The 18,738-nt window shown below is 73.0% G+C and carries 16 protein-coding genes; 12 read left to right on the plus strand and 4 right to left on the minus strand.

Annotated features, from left to right (window positions below):
* Positions 1-53 precede the first annotated feature (53 nt).
* Together ECOMGDLI_RS20855 and ECOMGDLI_RS20860 are read left to right on the plus strand one after the other, a co-directional pair.
* A complete protein-coding gene (locus ECOMGDLI_RS20855; RefSeq protein ID WP_198955051.1) occupies positions 54-791 on the plus strand; it encodes an NADH-quinone oxidoreductase subunit C in 738 nt (245 codons plus the stop codon).
* Positions 784-1,740: a complex I subunit 1 family protein gene (locus ECOMGDLI_RS20860; RefSeq protein ID WP_088318789.1), complete on the plus strand. Its 957-nt coding sequence runs from the start codon at positions 784-786 to the stop codon at positions 1,738-1,740. Before ECOMGDLI_RS20855 ends, ECOMGDLI_RS20860 begins: the two co-directional genes overlap by 8 nt.
* A 103-nt stretch (positions 1,741-1,843) precedes the next feature.
* Here ECOMGDLI_RS20860 and ECOMGDLI_RS20865 read toward each other — a convergent pair whose 3' ends face one another.
* On the minus strand, positions 1,844-2,896 hold the full coding sequence (locus tag ECOMGDLI_RS20865; RefSeq protein ID WP_233153566.1) for a histone deacetylase family protein: 1,053 nt from the start codon (positions 2,894-2,896) through the stop codon (positions 1,844-1,846).
* 47 nt (positions 2,897-2,943) lie between these two features.
* Between ECOMGDLI_RS20865 and ECOMGDLI_RS20870 the strand changes: the two genes are divergently transcribed.
* Both ECOMGDLI_RS20870 and ECOMGDLI_RS20875 read left to right on the plus strand, forming a co-directional pair.
* A complete protein-coding gene (locus ECOMGDLI_RS20870) occupies positions 2,944-4,065 on the plus strand; it encodes a P1 family peptidase (RefSeq protein ID WP_158221090.1) in 1,122 nt (373 codons plus the stop codon).
* Positions 4,062-6,170, plus strand: coding sequence for a CocE/NonD family hydrolase (locus ECOMGDLI_RS20875; protein ID WP_088318792.1), 2,109 nt, complete (start codon positions 4,062-4,064; stop codon positions 6,168-6,170). Before ECOMGDLI_RS20870 ends, ECOMGDLI_RS20875 begins: the two co-directional genes overlap by 4 nt.
* Positions 6,171-6,191: 21 nt before the next feature.
* On the opposite strand, the gene ECOMGDLI_RS20880 is transcribed toward ECOMGDLI_RS20875, so the two are convergent.
* Positions 6,192-6,455: a hypothetical protein gene (locus ECOMGDLI_RS20880; protein ID WP_088283259.1), complete on the minus strand. Its 264-nt coding sequence runs from the start codon at positions 6,453-6,455 to the stop codon at positions 6,192-6,194.
* A 113-nt stretch (positions 6,456-6,568) separates the two neighbouring features.
* Between ECOMGDLI_RS20880 and ECOMGDLI_RS20885 the strand changes: the two genes are divergently transcribed.
* Complete coding sequence (locus tag ECOMGDLI_RS20885) at positions 6,569-7,081, plus strand: GNAT family N-acetyltransferase (protein ID WP_088318793.1); 513 nt, start codon at positions 6,569-6,571, stop codon at positions 7,079-7,081.
* Between the two features lie 11 nt (positions 7,082-7,092).
* Here ECOMGDLI_RS20885 and ECOMGDLI_RS20890 read toward each other — a convergent pair whose 3' ends face one another.
* A complete protein-coding gene (locus ECOMGDLI_RS20890; protein WP_088318794.1) occupies positions 7,093-7,935 on the minus strand; it encodes a DeoR/GlpR family DNA-binding transcription regulator in 843 nt (280 codons plus the stop codon).
* Positions 7,936-8,242: 307 nt separating this feature from the next.
* Between ECOMGDLI_RS20890 and ECOMGDLI_RS20895 the strand changes: the two genes are divergently transcribed.
* From ECOMGDLI_RS20895 to ECOMGDLI_RS20915, 5 genes are all read left to right on the plus strand, one after another.
* Positions 8,243-9,517: a sugar ABC transporter substrate-binding protein gene (locus tag ECOMGDLI_RS20895; RefSeq protein ID WP_198955052.1), complete on the plus strand. Its 1,275-nt coding sequence runs from the start codon at positions 8,243-8,245 to the stop codon at positions 9,515-9,517.
* Between the two features lie 14 nt (positions 9,518-9,531).
* Positions 9,532-10,482, plus strand: a complete 951-nt coding sequence (locus ECOMGDLI_RS20900) for a carbohydrate ABC transporter permease (protein WP_088318796.1) — start codon at positions 9,532-9,534, stop codon at positions 10,480-10,482.
* A gap of 1 nt (position 10,483) precedes the next feature.
* On the plus strand, positions 10,484-11,326 hold the full coding sequence (locus tag ECOMGDLI_RS20905; protein WP_088318797.1) for a carbohydrate ABC transporter permease: 843 nt from the start codon (positions 10,484-10,486) through the stop codon (positions 11,324-11,326).
* A gap of 64 nt (positions 11,327-11,390) precedes the next feature.
* Positions 11,391-12,257, plus strand: coding sequence for a ketose-bisphosphate aldolase (locus ECOMGDLI_RS20910; protein ID WP_088318798.1), 867 nt, complete (start codon positions 11,391-11,393; stop codon positions 12,255-12,257).
* A complete protein-coding gene (locus ECOMGDLI_RS20915) occupies positions 12,254-13,540 on the plus strand; it encodes an ADP-dependent glucokinase/phosphofructokinase (RefSeq protein WP_198955053.1) in 1,287 nt (428 codons plus the stop codon). The genes ECOMGDLI_RS20910 and ECOMGDLI_RS20915 overlap by 4 nt, the downstream gene beginning before the upstream one ends.
* On the opposite strand, the gene ECOMGDLI_RS35415 is transcribed toward ECOMGDLI_RS20915, so the two are convergent.
* Positions 13,513-14,346 (minus strand): hypothetical protein, encoded by an 834-nt coding sequence (locus ECOMGDLI_RS35415; RefSeq protein WP_198955054.1) that lies wholly within the window; start codon positions 14,344-14,346, stop codon positions 13,513-13,515. The genes ECOMGDLI_RS20915 and ECOMGDLI_RS35415 overlap by 28 nt on opposite strands.
* Positions 14,347-14,625: 279 nt before the next feature.
* Between ECOMGDLI_RS35415 and ECOMGDLI_RS20925 the strand changes: the two genes are divergently transcribed.
* Positions 14,626-17,028 carry a polysaccharide deacetylase family protein gene (locus ECOMGDLI_RS20925; protein WP_158221091.1) on the plus strand — a complete coding sequence of 801 codons (2,403 nt, stop codon included), beginning with the start codon at positions 14,626-14,628 and terminating at the stop codon, positions 17,026-17,028.
* Positions 17,025-18,738 (plus strand): acyltransferase (locus ECOMGDLI_RS20930; protein WP_143447822.1); only part of this gene is annotated, 1,714 nt, incomplete at its 3' end. The genes ECOMGDLI_RS20925 and ECOMGDLI_RS20930, both read left to right, overlap by 4 nt.

The raw sequence follows: 18,738 nt of genomic DNA on the forward strand, positions 1-18,738 counted from the left end.
GTCGCCCCCGGTGCGCCGCAGCAGCAGGGCGGCGGGGCTCCCGGGAGCGCCCGGTGACGCACAGCCGCGCGCCCCGGGTCCGGCCGCGCCCGGAGATCTTCGGCGACCTCTACACGGCCCTGCTCGGCGAGGAGGCGACGTCCTCGACGGACGCGCACGGCACCCCGGTCGTCGACGTCCCGCTCGAGCGCTGGGTCGAGGCCGCCCGGTACGCCCACGACGACCTCGGCATGACGTTCCTCGACTGGCTGTCGGCGGTCGACCGGCCGGACGGCGACCCGCCCGGCGTCGAGATCGTCCTGCACGTCGTCGACCCGAGCCCGTGGACGTCCGAGGGCCAGCCCCGGGTGCGCCGGATGCTGCTGCGCACCGGCGTGCCGGACGCCGAGCCCGAGCTGCCGAGCCTGACGTCGGTGTGGCCCGGGGTCGCGTGGCACGAGCGCGAGACGTACGAGATGTTCGGGATCGTCTTCGACGGCTTCGACGACGGCTCCGGGCTCGGCCTGCGCCCGCTGCTGCTGCCCGAGGGCTTCGAGGGCACGCCGCTGCGCAAGTCGTTCGTCCTCGCGGCGCGCGCCGTGAAGACGTGGCCGGGCGCCAAGGAGCCGGGGGAGTCGGACAGCCACTCCGCCCCGAGCCGGCGCAAGACCCTGCCGCCGGGCGTCCCCGACCCCGCGACGTGGGGCCCGCGCCGTCCGGGCGAGCCGCTGCCGGAGCCGGAGGCCGCACCGGCCCGCCCGGCGCGCACGCCGCGCGCCGCCCGCCCGCCGCGGGAGGCCACCGATGGCTGAGGTGCTCGACGTCCTCCTGCGCGCAGTCCTCGTCGTCGGGGCGTTCCTCGTGCTGCCGCTCGTCATCGGGCAGACCGAGCACAAGGTCATGGCGCACATGCAGGGCCGGCTCGGCCCGATGTACGCCGGCGGCTTCCACGGCTGGGCCCAGCTCGTCGCGGACGGCGTGAAGTTCGCGCAGAAGGAGTCGGTGACGCCGGGGGCCGCCGACGGCCCGGTCTTCCGGATCGCGCCCGCCGTCGCGCTCGTGCCCTACCTCGTCGCGCTGTCCGTCATCCCGCTCTCGCCGACGCTCGTCGCGGCCGACATCGACGCCGCCCTGCTCTTCGTGCTCGCCGCGAGCGCCGTGGGCGTCCTCGGGACGCTCATGGGCGGCTGGTCGAGCGCGAACAAGTACGCGCTCATCGGTGCGCTGCGGGCGTCCGCCCAGCTCCTCGCGTACGAGCTGCCGCTCGTGCTCGCGGCGAGCAGCTTCGCGATGGCCGCCGGGACGCTCTCGATCGTCGGCATCGGCGAGGCGTGGAGCCCGTGGTGGCTCGTCTGGCAGGCACCGGCGGCGTTCGTGCTCTTCCTCGCCGGGGTGGCCGAGCTGCAGCGGCCGCCGTTCGACATGCCCGTCGCGGACTCCGAGATCGTCGCGGGGCCGTGGACGGAGTACACCGGCCTGCGGTTCGCCCTGTTCCTCCTCGCCGAGTACGCGGGCATCCTCGTCATCAGCGCGCTGACCGCCGTCCTCTACCTCGGCGGCTGGAACGGCCCGTGGGCCGGCACCCTCGGCCCGGTCTGGATGCTCGTCAAGACGTTCCTCGTCGCCGTCGTCGTCATCTGGTTCCGGGTGACCTTCCCCCGGCTCCGCGAGGACCAGCTCCAGCGCCTCGCCTGGGGTGTCCTCGTCCCCACGGCCCTCGTGCAGCTCGCCCTGACCGCGGTCGTCGTCGTCGCGTTCTGAGCGCACCCGCCCACCGGCGATGCTCGCGGTCGGTACCGTTCCGCGGCCCCGGAGAGCCGGTTTCCGGTACCTGCCGCGAGCATGAGCGGGTGGGCGGGGGCGGTCAGAACGCCTTGAGGGCTGCTACGGCGAGGCCGCCGAGGGTCTCGAGGTGGTAGCCGCCCTCCTGGACGACGACCGTCGGCAGGTCGAGCGCGGCGACGAGCGCGCCGGCCCGGGCGTACCCGTCGGCGGTCACCTCGAGCGGGCTCTCCGGGTCGTGCGCGGCCGCGTCGAGGCCGAGGGAGAGGACGACGGCGTCGGCGTCGAAGCGCAGCGCCGCCTCGACGAGCAGCCGGACGGCCATGAGCCAGCCCTCGTCGTCCGTGCCGGGCGGCAGCGGCACGTTGACGGTCGCCCCGGCGCCGGCCCCGGTGCCGCGCTCGTCGCCGTACCCGAGCACGTGCGGGAACCAGCCCGCGCCGGGGTCGACGTGGACGGAGGCGTAGAGGACGTCGGCGCGCTCCCAGAAGACCGCCTGCGTGCCGTTGCCGTGGTGCGCGTCGACGTCGAGGACGGCGACCCGCATCCCCGCGTGGGTGAACGCCTGCGCGGCGACGGCGGCGTTGTTGAGGTAGCACGAGCCGCCGAACCCGGCCGGGGCGGCGTGGTGCCCGGGCGGGCGGGTCAGGGCGTACGCGCTGCGCGTCGGACCGGTCGGCGAGAGGACGAGGTCGACGGCGGTGAGCGTGGCGTCGACGGCGCCGCGGGCGGCCTCCCAGGTGCCGGGGCCGACGACGGTCATCGTGTCGTAGCACCAGACGCCGGCCCGGGCGTGCGTCGCGGCCGGGTACCGCCAGGGCATGCCGGACGTCATGAAGGGCGTCGGGAAGACGTACGGGACGACCCGGTCCGAGCCGACGGCCGCCGCGTACGGCCCGGCCTCCCACGCGTCCCACGCCGTCCGCAGCCAGTCGACGAGGCCGGCCTCGTGCACCTCGAGGAGGACGTCGTCCGGGTGCGCGACCGCGCCGACCTCGGGGTGGCCGGCCGCGGCCAGCGCCTCCCGCAGCACGGTCGCCCGCGCGGGCACCTCGGTGCCGTCGGTGCGCACGCCGACCCACACCTCGTCGCGCGGGTCGTGCCGGAGAACCTCGTCGGACCACACCACGGGCATCACGCGGGCCATGGTGGCAGATCGGGCGCGCGCCCTATGCTCCGCTCGTGGTCGCACGCTTCGCTGACCTGCTGGTCAGGACCGGGACCGACATCGGGCTGCTGCCCAGCGGACCCACGCGCTCGGTGCACGACGTCCCCGGGGTCGGCCTGGGGCACGCGACCTTCACCCTCGACGGGCCGGCGCCGCCGCACGGCCCGGGCACGGTGCGCACCGGCGTCAGCGTGCTCCACCTGCCCGGTGACCTCTTCGGCTCCCCGGTGCCCGCCGGCGGTGCGGTGCTCAACGGCGCGGGGGAGTGCACGGGCTTCGTCACGGTGACCGAGTGGGGCCGGGTCGAGACGCCGGTCTTCCTCACGTCGACGATGGCGGTCGGGCGGGTCTACGACGCCGCGTGCCTGCTCCTCGCCGAGCAGGACGAGCGGGTCGGGAGCGACGACGTCGTCATCCCGGTGGTCGCCGAGTGCGACGACTCCGGGCTCTCCGACCCGCGCCGGTTCCGCCCGGCCGACGAGGACGTCGCCCGCGCCTGGAACGCGGCCAGGGCGGGCGCGGACTCGGGGGCACCACCCGACGAGGGCTGCGTCGGCGCCGGCACCGGCATGGAGTGCCTGGGCTTCAAGGGCGGCGTCGGGACGGCGTCCCGGCTGCTCCCCGACGGCCACGTGCTCGGGGCCGTCGTCCTGACGAACTTCGGCAGCCGGGAGCGGCTCACGGTCTGCGGCGTGCCGGTCGGGCGGCTGCTGCCGGACGGCGTCCTCGACGGCGTCCCGGACGGCGCGCAGCACCTCGACCGCGGGGACCGGGGCTCGTGCATCGTCGTCCTCGTGACCGACGGCCCGCTCGACGCGCACGCCTGCGGGCGGCTCGCGCGCCGGGCCGGGATGGGCCTGGCCCGCACCGGCTCCGTCGCGACGCACGGCTCGGGCGAGATCTTCCTCGCGCTCGCGACCGGCCTGCGGGGCGACCGGGTCCGGACGGCGGAGCGGCCGCCGGTCTTCGGCCGCGACCTCGACCCGTACTTCGCCGCGGCCGTCGAGGCGACCGAGGAGGCCGTCCTCACGGCGCTGCTCGCCGCGACGACGACGACCGGCCGCGACGGCCGGAGGGTCGAGGCGCTCCCGCTCGAGGCGGTGGCGGACCTCGTGCGGCGGGCGTCGCAGCCGTGACGGGGACCCACGAGCAGGTCCGGATCCCGTTGCCGGACGGCGGTTTCCTCGCGACCTCGCTCTACCTCCCGGCCGCCGCCGGCCGCGGCGAGCGGGTCCCGGTGCTCCTCGAGGCGCTGCCGTACCGCAAGGACGACCTCACGTCGTCCTACCGCCCGGAGTACGTGCGGTTCCGGGACGAGCACGGCTACGCGGTCGCGCGGGTCGACCTGCGCGGCACCGGCTCCAGCCCGGGCGTCGCCCTCGACGAGTACCACCCGACCGAGCAGGCGGACCTGCACGTCGCGATCGGCTGGCTCGCGGCGCAGCCGTGGTCCACCGGGGCCGTCGGCATGTTCGGCACGTCGTGGAGCGGGTTCAACGCCCTCCAGCTCGCCTGCGAGCGGCCGCCCGCGCTGCGCGCCGTCGTCGCCTCCTACGCGACCGACGACCGCTGGACGGACGACGTGCACTGGATGGGCGGCGCGCTGCGGCTGCTCGACCAGGTCGACTACCCGCTCTACATGGTGGCGATGAACGCGCTGCCGCCGGTGCCCGAGGTCTTCGGCGACGGCTGGCGCGAGGAGTGGCACCGGCGCGTCGAGGAGACGCCGCCGTGGCTGCTGCGCTGGCTCACGGAGCAGACCGACGGGCCGTACTGGCGGCACGGCAGCGTCCGGGACCGGTCGTTCGGACCGGCCCGCGGCCCGTCGCCGGGCGGGTACGGCCGGATCACGTGCCCGGTGCTCGTCGTCGCCGGGTGGGCGGACGGCTACCGCGACAACACCTTCCGCACGTTCCGTGCGCTGCACGACGCGGGGACACCGGTCCACGTGCTCGCCGGTCCGTGGAGCCACATGGCGCCCTCGACGTCGGTGCCGGGGCCGTGCGTCGACCACGTCGCGGTCATGGCGCGGTGGTGGGACCGCTGGCTGCGGGACGCGCCGAACGGGGTGGACGCCGAGCCGCCCGTCACGGTCTTCGTCCGCTCCTACGCCCCGCCGGAGCCGGACGCCGTGCGCTGGCCGGGCCGCTGGGAGGCCTACGACCGGGCCGGTCTGGACGCCGTCCGCGACGTCGTCGTCCCGCTCGCCGGCCTCCCGCTCAGCGGCGCGAGACCCGTTGCGCCGCAGGACGTCCCGCCGGGTGCGACCGGGCCGGTCGTCGCCCACGACGCGGCGCTCGACGTCGGGGCGGCGGCCTGGAACTCGTGCGCCGCGTCGCTGCCCTGGGGGCAGCCGCTCGACCAGCGCGAGGACGAGGCGCGCTCGCTGTGCGCCGACGTCGACCTGCCGGCGGGCACCGTCGTCCTCGGCCACCCGCTCGTCCGTCTGCGGGTGCTGCCGGCCGTGCCACGCACCCACGTCAGCGCGAAGCTCTCGCTCGTGCCCGTCGGCGGCGGCCCGAGCCTGCTCGTGGCCCGCGGGCTGCTCGACCTCGCCTACCGCGACGGCGACGGGACGGCGCCGCGCGCACTCGAGCCGGGGGAGTGGGTCGACGTCGAGGTCGAGGTCGAGGCGACCGCGTTCGAGGTGACGCCCGGGCACCAGCTGCGGCTCGCCCTCGCCGCCGCGGACTGGCCGAACACCGTTGCCCCGCAAGGGGTCTGGTCGATGCTCGACCTCGGGTCGGCGGAGCTCGTGCTGCCGGTCTCGGCCGGCACGCCGCACCCGGCGCCGGTGCTCCCGGAGCCGGTAGCCGTGCCGGAGGCGACGGCGGCGGACGACGGTGCCCCGGACGACGGTGCCCCGGACGACGGTGCCGCGGACGAGGAGCCCGGCGACTCCTCGCACGTCCAGTGGCAGCACGGCTACGACGTCCTGACCCGGACCCGCTACGCCGACGTCGACCACGGCGCGACGTACGCGGCCCCGCACGCCGCGCGCTGCACCGAGCACTACGTCGGGCACGTCGAGGTCGACGCGCGGACCGGCGAGCAGACCGCGCGCGGGATGTGCCGCTACGAGGTCGAGTGGCCCCAGGTCCGGGTGCGGTCGGTCGCCCGCCTGCTCCTGCACGTCGACGGCGACGGCTTCACCGCGGACGTCGACCTCGACGTCGACGCGGACGACGAACCCGTGGCCCGTCGCCGCTGGCAGACCCGGATCGACCGCCGGCTCCCCTGACCTCGCATGGGAGGGGAGGGATCAGGCGGGGGCGGGGCCGAGGCGGAGCAGCTCGCGCTCGAACGGGCCGAGCACGTCCTCGCTCACGCCGCGGCGGCGCATGTCGCGGATGTGGCCGGACAGGAGCGAGCGGAACTCGTCCTCGGCCTCGCGGCGGGCGCGCTGGGGGCCGGACTCCTGGACGGGGACCGTCCTGGACCGGGGCTGGGGCGTGCCGTGCGCGACACGCGGGGTGGAGGAGCGCGTCACCGTGGGAGTGCGCTCGGGTGTCGTCTGCGTGGCCACGAGGTGATCGTGGCACCGCCACGGCGCGTCATCGTGCGTTACCGCGACGACACGCCGAGTAACCATCGCCAGGGGACTCCCGCCACGCCGCGCGGGCGGACGACAATGCCGGTGTGCCTGCGACACCCGCTCCCGACGACCCCGACGGCACCGCCGACCACCTGGTCCGGCTCGGTCCCGCCGACGCGGGTGAGCTGCTCACGCTCCAGCGGGCGGCGTACGTCACCGAGGCCCAGCTCCACGACGACGTCAGGCTGCCGCCGCTCGTGCAGACGCTCGAGCAGCTGCGTGCGGAGCTCGCCGGACCGGCCGCCGCGTGGGGCCTGCGACGCGGGCCGCGGCTCGTCGCGGCCGTCCGGCTGCGCGACCTCGGGCACGGCAGCGTCGACCTGGGGCGGCTCATGGTCGCGCCCGACCTCCAGGGCCAGGGCCTGGGCAGCCGGCTCCTCCTGCGCAGCGAGGCGCTCGTGCCGGCCGGGACCCGGGAGATCCACCTGTTCACGGGCGAGCGGAGCGAGGCGAACCTGCGCCTGTACCGGCGGCACGGGTACGTCGAGACGCACCGCACCCCGGCCGGCGGGCACGACCTCGTGCACCTGGTGAAGGTGCTGGCCCCCGAGGGCTGACCGCAGGACCGTCAGCCCTCGTCCCCGCCGTCCTTGGGCACGACGATCTCGACGCCGGCGGCGTGGAAGGCCTCGGTGAGGTCGTCCGGCGGCATGGTGTCCGTGACGAACCAGTCCGCCCGGCCCAGCTCGGCGACCTGGGCGAACAGCCGCCGGTTGAACTTCGTCGAGTCGGCGAGGACGGCGACCTGGGCGGCCCGGCCCATCATCTCGGCCATCATCGCGGCCTCGCCGAGGTTGCTCGTGGAGTAGCCGGTGTCCTGCGAGACGGCGCCGACGCAGATGAGCGCGATGTCGCAGCGGATGTCCACCTCGCCGCGGCCGGACATCACCGGGAACGCGACGGGGCCGACGGTCGCCTGGGCCGACGGGCGGACGGCGCCGCCGAACACGTAGAGGTCGCGGAAGACCTTGGCCGGCAGTTCGGCGGGCAGGGCGAGGCTGTTCGTCGCGATCGTCAGGTCGCGGTGGTCCCGCAGGTGCCGGACGGCGGCCAGGGTCGTCGTCCCGGCGTTGACGATGAGGGACGCGCCGTCCGGCACGAGGCCGGCGACGAGGGCTCCGATCCGGTCCTTCGCGGAGGCCTGCACGCGGGCCCGGACCTCCAGGCCGGTGTCCGGCTTGGGGAACGCCGACAGGCTGACCGCGCCGCCGTGGGTCCGGATGATGACGCCGTCGGCGTCGAGGGCGTCGAGGTCGCGGCGGATCGTGTCGGCGGAGACGTCGAAGCGCTTGGCGAGGCGGGCGACCGTGACCTGGCCGACCTCGGCCACGTAGGCGGCGAGTGCTGCCTTGCGGCCGGCGGGCAGGCGGCGGGCGCCGTCGTCAACGGTCTGCTCCGTGCTGGCGGACATGCGCCTGTCGTAGCACATCCCTGCCGCTTTGTGCGAAGTCAGAGCAGTGGCATGCGTGTTCTCGGCTGAAAACCGCAGCGGATCTCGTCCCGCTGGGACATCGACAGCGCTGTCTTGGTCCCTCGGTGCACGAATGTGCAGCATTCCGTGTCCGATCTGCAACTTCGAGGTCCCTTGACGCCGCAAGATCCCGCCTTTAAGTTGCAGAAAGCCGCAGACCTGCGCACCCCTGCGTGCAGGTATGCGTCATGCGGCGCTCTTCTGAGATGGGAGTGGGATGAGCAAAGGTGCTCGTGCGGGACGACGGATGTCCGCACTTCTCTGCGCGGCGACGACGGTCATGCTCGTGGCCGCCTGTGGCGGCGGTTCCTCGGGCGGGGCCGCCGGAACGGGCGACGCCGCCGCCGGTGGCGACGTGACCCTGGAGTTCTCGCAGTGGTGGGAGCCGGAGCTCCCGGCGAACGCGCTGCGCGGCATGATGGACGAGTTCGAGGCGGCCAACCCCGGCATCAAGGTGAAGCTGCTGTCCGGGCCCTACGCCTCGACGAAGGAGCAGTCCGTCGCCGGTGCGGCCGCGGGCACCATGGCGGACGTCGTCGGCCTCGACGGCGCCTGGGTGAGCGACTTCGTCAAGCAGGGCGCGATCACCGACCTGTCGAAGCTCATGAAGGACTCGGCGTACGACGAGAGCCAGCTGGCCGCCCAGATCAAGATCAACAACGCGACGTACATGATCCCGGTGGTCAACTTCGTCTACCCGCTCTTCACGAACGACGACCTCCTCACCAAGGCCGGCGTCAGCGCACCGCCCAGCAACCGCACCGAGTTCCTCGACGCGGCGAAGAAGATCACCGCGCTCGGCGGCGACACGAAGGGCTGGGTCGTCCCGCTCTCGCTCGAGGCGCCCAACGGCATCCAGAACGACGTCATGGCGTGGAACTGGGCCTCCGGCGGCACGATGCTCAAGGACGGCAAGCCCGACCTGACGAACGCCGACGTCAAGGAGACCGTCGAGTTCGTCAAGGGCATGTGGGACGCCAAGCTCGTCGCCCCCGGCGCCCTGACGATGAAGGAGCAGGACAAGGTCGAGGAGTTCACGAACGGCCGGGTCGGCATGATGATCGACTCGCTCGCCCACGTGACGCTGATCCGGGAGAACAACCCGAACCTCAAGTTCAGCATCTCGGCCATCCCGGCCAAGGACGGGTACTCCGGCAAGCGCGGCATCCCGTACGCCTCGTGGGGCATCGGCATCTCCGAGAACTCCAAGCACAAGGCGGAGGCGTTCAAGCTCGTCTCGTTCCTCATGAACGAGAAGAACAACTCCAAGCTGGCCTCCGTCGCGAACGCCTTCCCGGGCAACACGACGGCCGTCCCGGACTTCGTCCAGAACGACGACCTCTTCAAGGCCGCGTTCGACATCTACAAGGCCGGGTACCCCGCCAACGAGTTCACCGGGCTCCCGGTGGCCGAGGAGCTCATGCGCTCGTTCGACGAGGAGCTCCAGAAGACGCTCAACGGTGACCAGACGGTCGACGAGATGTTGACCAACGCCCAGGCCGGCTGGACGAAGAACTTCTGAGGCCGGTCCCCGACATGAGCACCAGCGTGAAGGCCGGGCCGCGGCAGTCGCCGCGGCCCGGCCCCACCCGTCCGATCGCCCCGCCGCGCAAGCCATGGCGGCGGCGGGTCGAGCCCTACGTCTACGTCTTCCCGACCGTGCTGCTCATGGTCGTGCTCATGCTCGTGCCGATCGTCATGGTGATCCGGTACTCGCTGTACGACAACGTCATCATGAAGAAGGAGCCGGTCCTCGCGGGGATCGCGAACTACACCGAGATCCTCACCGACCCCGACTTCTGGAACGCCGTCAAGAACACGGCGTTCTTCACGGGGACGAGCGTCGTCGCCCACCTCGTGCTCGGCATGGCGTTCGCGATGATGCTCAACACGCCCCTGCTCGGCCACGTCACCAAGGCGATCTTCCGCGTCCTGTTCATCCTGCCGTGGCTGTTCACGGTGGCGATCATCGCGGTGCTGTGGCGGCTGCTCCTCAACCCCAACGGGGTGCTCAACTACCTGTTGCAGACCGGGGGGCTGACCGACTCCAAGGTCGAGTGGCTCGCCGACCCGAACCTCGCGCTCTACGCCGTGACCTTCATCAACATCTGGTCCGGCTACCCCTTCTACATGATGAGCCTGCTCGCCGGGCTCCAGGGGATCCCGCGCGACCTCTACGAGGCGGCGACCGTCGACGGCGCGAGCTACTGGCAGCGCTGGTGGAACGTCACCGTGCCGCAGCTGCGGCCGATCATCGTGAGCATCGCGATGCTCGACGTCATCTTCACGACGCAGCAGTTCGCGCTCATCTGGATGACCACCGGCGGCGGCCCGATCAACGTCACGGAGATGCTCAGCACGTTCACGTACAAGCTCGCCTTCAACCGCTACCAGTTCAGCCTGGCGTCGGCGAGCGCCGTGATCATCTTCGTGTTCTCGATGGTGCTCGCGTTCTTCTACGTCCGCTACCAGAAGGCACGGGACTGACATGGAGCCGAAAGGTGCACGCCGGGTCCTGCTGAAGATCGGGGTCCTCGCCGGCCTGGTCGTCGGGGCCGTCTTCGCCGGGTTCCCGGTGTTCTGGATGGCGGCCAGCTCGTTCAAGGCGAACCCGGAGATCTTCGAGCTGCCCCCGCGGGTCGTCACGCCGGGCTTCTCCTTCGACGCGTACACGACGATCGTCACCGACCCGGTCAAGGTGCGGTTCTTCGTCAACAGCTACGTCGTCGCGCTCTCGGTCACGCTGCTCACGCTCGTGGTCGCCGTCCTCGCCGCGTACGCGTTCAGCCGCTTCGAGTTCCCGTTCAAGCGGCCGCTCAACATGGTCATCGTCAGCGTCCAGGCGGTACCGCCGATCACGCTGCTCATCCCGTACTTCGGGCTCATGGTGACGCTCAAGCTCTACAACACCTACTGGGCGCTGATCCTCACGTACATGGTCTTCACGCTGCCGTACGCGATCATCATGATGACCGGCTACTTCAACACCCTGCCGCGCGAGCTCGACGAGGCGGTCAAGGTCGACGGCGCCGGCTCGTTCACCGCGCTGTGGCGCATCCTCGTGCCGATCTCGGTGCCCGGCCTGGTCTCGGTCGGGATCTACACCTTCATGATCGCCTGGAACGAGTACCTCTTCGCGCTGACCCTCACCCGCACCGAGAACATGCGCACGGTCCCCATCGGCATCCAGCTGCTCATGGGCCAGCACTCGTACGAGTGGAACGAGATGATGGCCATGAGCATCCTCGGCTGCGTCCCCGTGCTCGTCCTCTTCCTGTTCTTCCAGCGGTACTTCATCGGCGGCATGACCGCCGGCTCGGTCAAGGCCTGAGCCCGGAAGACGGCAGGACCCCTGTGAACCCGCTCCACGCACGCCAACAACCGAGGAGATACCCATGTTGATGACCGGCCACCGTCTGCTCGACGTCGCGAACGAGCACGGCTTCGCCGTGCCCGCGTTCAACATCAGCGACTGGGCGATGAGCCAAGGCATCTTCGAGATCTGCGAGGAGATGAATGCGCCGCTCATCATCGCGATCCACCCCGACGAGCTGAAGCACACCGGTATCGACTTCATGGCCTCGGTGATCCAGCGGGCGCACAAGTCGCCGCTGCCGGTGACGATCCACTTCGACCACGGGACGACCTACGAGCAGATCCTCTGGGCCATCCAGGCCGGCTTCACCTCGATCATGATCGACGGCTCGATGCTGCCGTTCGAGGAGAACATCGCGCTCACGAAGAAGTCGGCGCAGGCCTGCCACGCCGTGGGGCTGTCCGTCGAGGGTGAGCTCGGCACCATCGGCAAGACGGACGGCGAGGCCGAGGACGGCGCCCAGACGATCATCTACACCGACCCGGACGACGCCGTGCACTTCGTCGCCGAGACCGGGGTCGACAGCCTGGCCGTCGCCATCGGTACGAGCCACGGCATCTACCCCTCGTGGATGAAGCCCGAGCTCAAGCTCGACCTGCTCAAGGAGATCAAGGGCAAGGTCGCCGTCGCGCCGCTCGTGCTCCACGGCGGCTCGGGCAACCCGGACGACGAGATCGCCGAGTCCGTGACGCTCGGCATCAACAAGATCAACATCTCGAGCGACATCAAGGTCGCCTACCACGAGAAGATGCGCGAGATCCTGCAGGACAAGGGGCTCCGGGAGCCGAACTCGATCCAGCCGCCGTGCATCGCGGCGATGAAGGAGACCGCGCGGCACAAGATCGAGCTGTTCCAGACCGACGGGAAGGCCTCCCTGTACCGATGACGCGTGACGTGCCGGTGACGCGCGACGTACCGATGGCGCGCGACGTCGTCCTCGGGCTGGGCAGCTGCCTGGACTACGAGATCACCTGGGACGGTGCCGTCGTCCAGCGGCTCGTCGACGAGTACGCCGTCACGCCCGCCGAGATCGGCCGCGACGTCGTCGTCGAGAGCGAGCGCGACCTCGTCCGCTCGGTGCTGGGGTTCGTCCGCGACGGTGTCGGAGGGGAGCGCTTCGTCGCCTCCTCCGACATCGTCGAGACGTTCGCGGCCCGGTTCCCGCGCCGGATCACGCTCGGCGGCTCGAACGTCCGTGCGGCGGTCGCCATGAGCCGGCTCGGGCTGCGCTCGGTGCTGCACACCGTGAGCGTCGACGACAACGTCCGCCGGCTGCTGCCGGCCGGGGTGACGTACCTGTGCAGCGCCGAGCACGACTCGACCGACCCGCACCTCATCGTCCAGTTCCCGACGGGCGCCTCGGTGCGGGTCGGTGACGTCGTCCTCGACGCACCGCACCCGAACCGGCTCATCTACGTCAACGACCTGCCCAACCGCGAGATGGTCCTCAGCCCGGGCCTCGGGGACCTGCTCGCGAACGCCGGGATCTTCCTCGTGTCGGGCTTCAACACCGTGCAGGACGCCGCGACGCTCGACGCCCGCATGGCGTTCCTGCGCGCGCAGATGCGCCGGCTGCCGGACGACGCGACCGTCGTCTTCGAGGACGCCGGGTACCACGTGCCCGCGCTGAGCGCGCGGGTGCGGGAGGCCCTGCTCGACCGCATCGATGTCTACGGCCTCAACGAGGACGAGATGCAGGCGTACGTCGGCCGCCCCGTCGACCTGCTCGCCCCCGGACCGCTCGCGCACGCGCTGCAGGACCTGCGCCGCGCCGTGCCGGCGCGGCTGCTCGTCGTCCACACGAAGTACTGGGCGCTCGCCCACGGCCCCGGTGCGGACGCCTACCGGGAGGCGCTCGAGGCCGCGACGGCGATGGCCGGCGTCCGCTACCTCGAGGGCGACGAGTTCACCGCGGAGCAGTTCCGCGCGATGCCCGCGCATCCCCGGCACGCCGGCGGGGAGGCGCTCGCGGCGGCGCTCGCGCTGCGCCTGCCCGGCGAGGTGTGCGTCGTCCCCGCGTACGCGCTGAGCACCCCCGCCCCGACGACCGTCGGCCTCGGGGACGCCTTCGTCGGCGGCTTCGTCGCCGGTCTCGTCGGCGAGCGGGTCGGCGAGCGCGTGGCCGAGCGGGTGGGGGCGGCTCAGGGCAGCGCGCAGCGGGTCGAGTAGATCGGCCCGGCCAGCACCGGGAGCCCGGGCGGCGGGTCGATGACGGCCGTCCGGCCGCCCTCGCCGGTGAGCCGGGCGGCGCAGTCCTGCGCCCCGGCCTGCGTCCCGTCCTCGCCGTCGATCCAGACGTCGAGCCACAGCGTCGTCCCGGGCGGGGCCTGCGAGAGGTCGTGGCAGGGGCCGTCCTGCGGCGTCGGGCCGTCGCCGCAGGTGTCCTCGACGATGACGTACCGGCGCAGGTGCGGCAGGTAGAACCGGGTCCCGGCCGGGTGGTCGAGGACGTCCCGGCCGGTCGAGCGGTCGTGGCCGACGGCCACGGTGACCGGGTCCGCGTACGTGCCGGTCCCGCCCGCCGTGCGGTGCAGCACCGGGTGGCTCACCGTCGACGAGCCGCGCGGGGTGTTGTCGAACCACGAGTAGGCGGTGACGTAGACGCCCTCGAGCCGGGTCCCGCCCGTCGGGCCCTCGCCCCCGGGCCTCGCCGAGGGCGTCCGCCCGGGCCCCGGGGACGGCGGCCGGGAGGCCCGTGCCGACGTGCTCCGGGGTGCCGTCGCGCGCCCCTCGCCGAGGGCGACCGGGCCGGGGGCAGCACCCGCCGTGCCCGGCGGCTCGCCCGCCCCGCCGGACGACGGCCCGTCGCGCCGCGGCGCGGCGTCGTCCTCGCCCGGCACCGTCGTCACCGTCCCCGAGCCGAGCACCGCGGCCGCGGCCGACAGGGCCGCGGCGACCACGCCGAGGCCGGCGAGCCGCAGGGCCCGCCGGGGGCGCGCGCGGACCTGCCGACGTCGCCCGTGCTGCCCGTCCATGGTGTGACCAATCCCCTCGGCCGTTCGGTCCGAATAGTTGCAAAAGGAGCGGGTAAGTCATTTAGCCCGAGATAACCTAAATCGAATAAAGCAGACAAGCACCGTTCCGGCCCGGCCAACGAACCACGCCGGCCCGACGTCCGCGGGACGTCGACGGTGCGTGCGGCCGGCGACGGGGCGTCGCCCGGCATCAGCAGGACGACGAAGCCAGGGGGGCTCATGGGGCGCATCCGCGTGTTCGGTCGCGGCCGACCGAAGACCGACAGGCACGGCCAGACCATGCCCGACCGCGAGCAGCGCGGGCAGGACCAGGTCGCCGAGGTCGCCGACGCCGTCGTCCGGTCCGCGGTGTTCCTCGACCCGAGCGGGCGCCGCTGGCGGCGTACCCGGGTCGTCGGGACCGTGCTGCTCGTCGCCCTCCTCGCGGCCGGCGTCGTGCTCGCACCGGGGCTGTGGCACTCGCCGGCCCTCGCCGGGGCCGAGCCCGGCCGGGCCGTGTCCATGGCGGACACCGGCCCGCGGACGCCGGTGGTCGGCGAGGGGCCGCTGCGCCGCGTGCTCGAGGTGCGCTCCCAGGGCAGCGCCCGGGTCGGGCTCGACCCCTTCACCGAAGAGGTGCTGACCACCCTGACCCCGGCGGAGGCGTCGGCGGCCGGCGGCTCCCGCTACGTCATCCAGCGGTTCGGCTACGGCGCGGGGACGGCCCGGACGATCTCGATGACCTTCGACGACGGCCCCGACCCGAAGACCACCCGCGAGCTGCTCGACGTGCTCGCCGCGAACAAGGCGCCTGCGACGTTCTTCGTCGTGGGCCAGAACGTCGCCCGCTGGCCGGACCTCGTCGAGCGGATGTCCCGCGAGGGGCACGCGGTCGGCGTCCACACGATGACCCACCCGGACATCGCGGCGGAGCCGACGTGGCGTGAGCACGTCGAGATCGTCGCCTCCGGCCGGATCCTGCGGGCGGTCACGGGCAAGCAGGAGAGCTACTGGCGGATGCCGTACGAGGGCGCCGACGTCGCGTCCGAGCAGGCGACGATCGACGGCCTGCTGCGCGCGCAGCGCCTCGGCTACACGTTCGCGTCCCACGACTTCGACACCGACGACTGGAGCCACGACGCGGACCCGAACGGCAGCGCCGCGGACATCCCGCTGCCGGACCTGTCGTCCGGGGCGCCCGTGACGATGCTCATGCACGACGCCGGCGGCCCCAACCGGGAGCGGACCGTCGAGTACGTCGAGCGCCTCATCCCCTACGCGAAGGCGCAGGGCTACCGGTTCACGACGATGCCGCAGGCCCAGCCGGAGCTCTCCGTCGCCCCTGCGCAGGCGTCCTCGGCGGACGTCCTGACCCTCTACCTGAGCCAGGCCCTGCTCGCCTGGCCGAGCATGCTCGTCTCCGGCCTGTTCGTGCTCGCGATCGTCGCGGTCGTCGTCGTCGGCTTCGGCAACGCCGCGCTGGCCGCCGTCCGGTCCGTGCGCAGGCGCCGGCTCGTCCTCCCCGGCCCGTCGCAGATCGACCTGGACGTGAGCGTCGTGCTCGCGGCCTGGAACGAGGAGACGGTGATCGCCCGGACGCTGCGCTCGATCCTCGACTCGGACTTCCCGGTGCTCGAGGTCGTCGTCGTCGACGACGGCTCGACCGACGGGACGGCGGACGCCGTCCGGCGGGTCGCCCGGCAGGACCCCCGCGTCGTCCTGCTCCAGCAGGCCAACGCGGGCAAGGCCCACGCCCTGAACAACGGCGTCGGACGGGCCCGCGGCGAGATCGTCGTCACCCTCGACGCGGACACCGTCATGGCGACGTCGACGATCACGAACATGGTGCGGCACTTCGCGGTCGACCCCGACGGGCGGCTCGGGGCCGTCGCCGGCGTCGTGCGCGTCGGCAACCGGGAGACGAACCTGCTCACCCGGTGGCAGGCGCTGGAGTACCTCACGCAGATCGGCGTCGAACGCGCGGCGCAGGACGCCCTCGGGGCGATCTCGATCATCCCCGGCGCGTGCGCGGCCTGGCGCAAGGCTGCCATCGTCTCCGCCGGCGGCTACTCCGACATCACGCTCGCGGAGGACTGCGACCTCGCCCTGACGATGCACCGGCTCGACTGGCGGGTCACCCAGGACGACGAGGCGCTCGCGTTCACCGAGGTGCCCGAGACCGTCGACGACCTGCTCGCGCAGCGGACGCGGTGGACGTTCGGCACCCTCCAGGCGATCTGGAAGCACCGCGACATGCTGTTCCGCCGCAAGTACGGCGCGCTCGGCTGGTTCGTCATGCCGGGCTACGTCGTCGCCGTCGCGACCCCGGTGATCTTCCTGCCGTTCATCGTCGTCATGGCGACGCTGGCCGTCCAGGCGCAGGGCTGGGGCGTGCTCGTGCGGTACTTCGTCATCTTCATGGCCGCCCACATGGTCATCGCGGCCGTGGGCGTCCACCTCATGCGGGAGCGGTACCACCACCTGCTGCTCGTGCCCGTGTACCGGGTCGTCTACGAGCCGCTGCGCGCCTACCTGCTCTACACATCGGTGTTCCGGGCGGTCAAGGGCGTGCGGATGGGCTGGAAGAAGCTCGTCCGCACCGGGTCCATGGACGCCGCGAACCTCACCGACCGCACCGACGTCACGGCCACCGCCGTCGACGTCCGCACCGACGCACTCGTCACCACGGGGGATCGTCCATGAGCACGTCCGTCGGGAGCACCACCACGGGGAGCGGGAGCAGCCCCACCCGTCACCCGTCCACCGGCACCCGCTGGCCGGGCGACCTCTCGTCCACCGAGGGGGTGCGGGACGGCGACCTCTTCGTCGACCGCTCGGCCACGGACACCGTGGAGATCGACCTGCGCGAGCTCCGCGACGAGCCCGCGCCGCCGGCCGCACCGGCGGACCAGGGCGCACCGGCCGCACCCGGCCGGCAGCGGGACCGGTACATCGACACGCTCCGCGCGGTGGCCCTGGTCCGGGTCATGACCTACCACTCGTTCGGCTGGGCCTGGCTGCCCCTGCTGTTCCCCTCGATGGGGATCATGTTCGCCCTCGCCGGCTCGCTCGTGGCCGGGTCGCTGGACCGCTCGCCGGGCAACCCGTGGCGGGTGCTCCGCAAGCGCACCGTCCGGTTGCTGCCGCCGGTGTGGCTGTTCGGGCTCGTCGTCGTCCCGGTCATGCTCGTCGCGGGCTGGACGCACACGGCGGCCGCCGGGTCACCGCTCAACGTGCGCACGCTCCTGCTCTGGGTGCTGCCGATCTCGGACCCGCCGGGCAGCGCGCTCGGCGAGGACTGGGTGCTGCCGCTGTGGTACGTCCGGACCTACCTGTGGTTCATGCTGCTCTCCCCGATGGCGCTGTGGCTGTTCCGGCACTGGCCGCGGCGGATGCTCGCGCTGCCGGTCGGCGTCGTCGCGCTCTGGACGCTCGGGGTGCTGCCGCTCGACGGCCGCTCCGGGGACGTCGTCCTCAGCCTCGCGACGTTCGGCGGCTGCTGGCTGCTCGGCTTCGCGCACCACGACGGCCGGATCCGCCGCATCCCCGCCCTCAAGGTCGTCGCCGCCGGGCTGGCCCTCATGGGCCTCGGGCTGGCGTACGCGCTGACCCACCCGGACCCGGCGTCGGGCTACGACATCGACAACATCCCGCTCGCCGACATGCTCTACTGCCTCGGCGCGGTGCTCCTGCTGCTGCGGCTCTACCCGGACTTCTCGTGGATGGCCCGGCACGTCGTCCTCGACCGGCTCGTGGCGGTCGTCAACTCCCGCGCCATGACGATCTACCTGTGGGGCAACGTCGCGATCTTCCTGTCGCACCCGCTCCTGGACCTCTGGTCGGTCACGGCCTCGCTCGACCAGGACGACTGGGTGGGCGCGACCCAGGCCTACCTCGCGTCGTGGCTCGTCCTCGTCGGCTGCGTGCTCGCGTTCGGCTGGTGCGAGGACCTCGCCGCCCGCCGCCCGGTGCGGTTCAACCCGTGGCCGCGCACCCCGGGCCAGCTCTCGGTGCTGCGCCAGCTGCGGACGCTCGCGGCCCCCGGCGCCGTGCGGATCCCGCGGATCACCCCGCAGCGCCTCGTGCTGGGCACCACGGCTCTCGTCGTGGCCGCCACGGCGCTGTCGGCCCTCGTGCTCGTCGGCACCCGGACGCCGGCCCGCACCGCCGCGGGCGACGTCCAGAGCCGGCTCGCCGACCAGCCGCGGCCGGAGGTCTCCCGGCCCGACGCCGGTCCGGTCCGGACCCCGACCGCCCCGACGACGCTGACGCCCGCCCCGGTCCTGCCGCCCGACGGCGGCGTGGGCCAGGGCCGGACGGTGGTCCCGGGCAGCGGCCCGGGCGCCGGCACCGCACCCGGCGCGGTCGGCGGCCTCCCGGGCAGCGGGTCCGTCGTCGCACCGCAGGGCGGCG

The sequence above is a fragment of the Kineosporia sp. R_H_3 genome, assembly GCF_002198675.1.
Classification (GTDB): Bacteria; Actinomycetota; Actinomycetes; order Actinomycetales; family Kineosporiaceae; genus R-H-3.

Excerpts from the sequence above, each read along its gene's own strand:
- ECOMGDLI_RS20860 (WP_088318789.1), top strand. The coding sequence starts at position 784 with ATGGCTGAGGTGCTCGACGTCCTCCTGCGCGCAGTCCTCGTCGTCGGG.
- ECOMGDLI_RS20865 (WP_233153566.1), bottom strand. The coding sequence starts at position 2,896 with ATGCCCGTGGTGTGGTCCGACGAGGTTCTCCGGCACGACCCGCGCGAC.
- ECOMGDLI_RS20890 (WP_088318794.1), bottom strand. The coding sequence starts at position 7,935 with ATGTCCGCCAGCACGGAGCAGACCGTTGACGACGGCGCCCGCCGCCTG.
- ECOMGDLI_RS20895 (WP_198955052.1), top strand. The coding sequence starts at position 8,243 with ATGTCCGCACTTCTCTGCGCGGCGACGACGGTCATGCTCGTGGCCGCC.
- ECOMGDLI_RS20900 (WP_088318796.1), top strand. The coding sequence starts at position 9,532 with ATGAGCACCAGCGTGAAGGCCGGGCCGCGGCAGTCGCCGCGGCCCGGC.
- ECOMGDLI_RS20905 (WP_088318797.1), top strand. The coding sequence starts at position 10,484 with ATGGAGCCGAAAGGTGCACGCCGGGTCCTGCTGAAGATCGGGGTCCTC.
- ECOMGDLI_RS20910 (WP_088318798.1), top strand. The coding sequence starts at position 11,391 with ATGTTGATGACCGGCCACCGTCTGCTCGACGTCGCGAACGAGCACGGC.
- ECOMGDLI_RS20915 (WP_198955053.1), top strand. The coding sequence starts at position 12,254 with ATGACGCGTGACGTGCCGGTGACGCGCGACGTACCGATGGCGCGCGAC.
- ECOMGDLI_RS35415 (WP_198955054.1), bottom strand. The coding sequence starts at position 14,346 with ATGGACGGGCAGCACGGGCGACGTCGGCAGGTCCGCGCGCGCCCCCGG.
- ECOMGDLI_RS20925 (WP_158221091.1), top strand. The coding sequence starts at position 14,626 with ATGCCCGACCGCGAGCAGCGCGGGCAGGACCAGGTCGCCGAGGTCGCC.